General features: G+C 67.8%; 2 protein-coding genes. Both read left to right on the top strand.

The features are described 5' to 3' along the window. The first annotated feature begins 351 nt into the window (after positions 1 to 351). Positions 352 to 1,674, top strand: coding sequence for a L,D-transpeptidase (locus U9980_RS01170; RefSeq protein WP_322766304.1), 1,323 nt, complete (start codon positions 352 to 354; stop codon positions 1,672 to 1,674). An 85-nt stretch (positions 1,675 to 1,759) separates the two neighbouring features. Then, the coding region (locus U9980_RS01175) for an ABC transporter ATP-binding protein (RefSeq protein ID WP_322766305.1) at positions 1,760 to 2,777 on the top strand (1,018 nt) is incomplete at its 3' end.

Genomic DNA, 2,777 nt, shown 5'->3' on the forward strand with positions numbered 1-2,777 from the left:
GGTACCGGGCGTCCGTGGTGGAACGGGCGCGCCCGGACTTTGGGTGATGCCACCGCTACTCCGATCCGGGTGACCGGTCCGTGTCGTTGATTCGGGGAACCGCGCGGCGGGCAGGCCTTTGGAGGCCGGCCGGACGCAACTTTTGGGAGTCCTCACGCGTCGGACGGGACGACAGGGGAGGGGCCATGGATCACAGCCACATAAGACTACTCTCTGTATTCAATTGTTCGACGATTGGTTGTGGTCGTCCGATTGACACCGGCCATTTTAATGATCGACAGGTCGTTTGTCGGTATGGCTGGGTACGGTCCGGCTGTGAATGAGGGGACGTCACTCAAGAGGTGCCGGTCGATGATCTGGCCGCACTCGGTATCGCGCGTATTCGGACCACGCGGACCGCTGCTGTCGACCGTCATCGCGACGGTATTCGTCGGGACCGCCGTCCTGTCGTGTACTCCTCGGGCTGTCGACAAGCCGGTGACCGGCGGGCCGGCACCGGCGGTGCCGACCGCGCAGGCACCGCGGGTCACCATTACTCCCGTCGACGGCGCCGGGGGCGTGCCGGTCACCAGCACCGTCGTTGTACACAGCAATGCTCCACTACAGTCAGTGACCGCGATCCGGGCCGCCAGCAAGTCCCAGGACACCGCCGCGGGAGTTCTGCGGGGGCAGCTGTCCGCGGACGCCATGACCTGGACGTCCACTGACGGGCTGTTCGCCGACACCCGGTACCAGGTGACCGTGCAGACCTCCGCCGCCCCGGGTATATCGGGCACAACGGCCGCCGGCGCGATTTTCACCACGGTGAATCCGGCGAATTCCCTCAAGGTCTCCTGGGGGCCGGTTGACGGTCAGACCGTCGGGATAGGTATGCCGATCACACTGACGTTCAGCGCGCCGGTCGCAGACCGTGCCGCCGTGCAGCGGCGTCTCATGGTCACGGCGAATCCACCGGTCAACGGTGCCTGGAACTGGGCGTCGAACACGGTGGTGCGCTGGCGTCCGCAGCAGTACTGGAAGGCGGGCACCCGCGTTCACGTCGAGGCGAACCTCGCCGGCTTCGATGCCGGTGGCAACCGTTTCGGAGTGAAGGACCGGGCCATGGATTTCATCATCGGGCCGGCTCAGGTCAGCTATGTCGACGCGGCGACCCACACCATGAAGGTGTACCGGGACGGCGTCCTGCAACGGAGTCTTCCGGTGAGTCTCGGCCGGCCGACGCTGCCGACCATGAACGGTCCACACAATGTCATCGGCACTGCGGCGACGGTGATTATGGATTCCGCGACCGTCGGAATTCCCAAGGGGAATCCGGACTACTACTACGAGACCGTGCAGTGGAACGTGCAGTTCACCAGCGGTGGCGAGTATGTGCACTCGGCGCCGTGGTCGGTGGCGTCCCAGGGGGAGGACAACGTCTCGCACGGCTGCATCAACGCCTCCCCGGCGGACGCCGAGTGGTTCTATCGATTCAGCCGGTTGGGTGACATCGTCGACGTGCGGAACTCCGGTCGCCCACCGGACACGTCGCAGTTGGGCAATGAGTGGTCGATCTCCTGGGAGCGGTGGAGCGCGGGCAGCGCCCTGCCACTGGCCGATACCGCGAGTGTCGGGCCGGCGCAGGCAGATCATGCCGTCGGCGTAGGGACAAGCCCGGCGACGGCCCGCTCCTGACGCCCGTCGATGTCACCGGTGGTGGCACCCCGCCGATGATGCATCGGTGACACCGCGGGTAACCGGGACGCGATGATCTCCTGGGGTGGTTGAGGACGGTTGTCCAGACCGCTCATCCCGGGAGGTCCGCGCGAACAGCAACCGCTCCGATCCCGGCGGCACGCCACCGTCGGGGTCACCCGGCGCGCCGGTGTCCCGCCAAGGCTGGCTGCGCCGGTTGACCGGGCACGTCCTGCGGTACCGGCGCAACGTCGTCCTGGCGTTCGGCGCTGCCGTGTTCGGTACCGCCATCGCCGCGGTCACGCCGTTGATCGAACGCGCGGTGATCGACAATGTGGTGGTGGCGCGCCGGCAACCGCTCGCGCCCTACGTGCTCGCACTGGTCGCAGCCGGGGTGCTGCGGTTTGCCGCCGGGTTCGTCCGTCGCTATGTCGGCGGACGCCTGGCCCTCGACGTTCAGTACGACCTGCGGGATGCGGTATTCGCCGCGCTCGCGCGCCTGGACGGCGTCCGCCAGGACGGGCTGCGGACCGGCCAGATCGTCAGCCGGTCCAGCTCGGATGTCACGGTCGTCCAGGGCCTGCTGGCCTTCCTGCCGCTGATGAGCGGGAATCTCCTTCTTTTCGTGCTCGCCATTATGATCATGTTGACGCTCTCCCCGCTGCTGACACTGCTCGCGCTCGCCATCGGCCCGCTGGTTACGATCATCGGGCTGCGGGCCAGGAGGACCGTCTTTCCGGCGACCTGGGTGGCCCAGCAGCAGGCCGGCGAGGTCGCCGCAGTGGTGGAGGAGAACACCGCGGGTGTGCGGGTGGTCAAGGGTTTCGGGCAGGAGGATCGGGAGCTGGCCAGGCTGGCCGCGGCCGCCCGCACCCTGTTCTCGCTGCGGATGCGCGCGGTCCGCTTCACCAGCCGGTACACCAGCGCGCTGGCGGCGATGCCGGCCCTCGGGCAGGTCGGAGTGCTGGCACTGGGCGGCTGGCTGGCATTGCGGGGCAGTATCAGCCTCGGCACCTTCCTGGCGTTCAGCACCTATCTCGGCGAGCTGGTCGCACCGACCCGGATGCTGGCCGGCCTGCTGACCGTCGGCCAGCAGGCCCGAG

Origin of the sequence: Protofrankia sp. Cr1 (genome assembly GCF_963555865.1) — a bacterium.
Classification (GTDB): domain Bacteria; phylum Actinomycetota; class Actinomycetes; order Frankiales; family Frankiaceae; genus Protofrankia.

What these genes read in the sequence shown, in the direction of transcription:
- U9980_RS01170 (WP_322766304.1), top strand. Translation starts at nt 352, where the DNA reads ATGATCTGGCCGCACTCGGTATCGCGCGTATTCGGACCACGCGGACCG.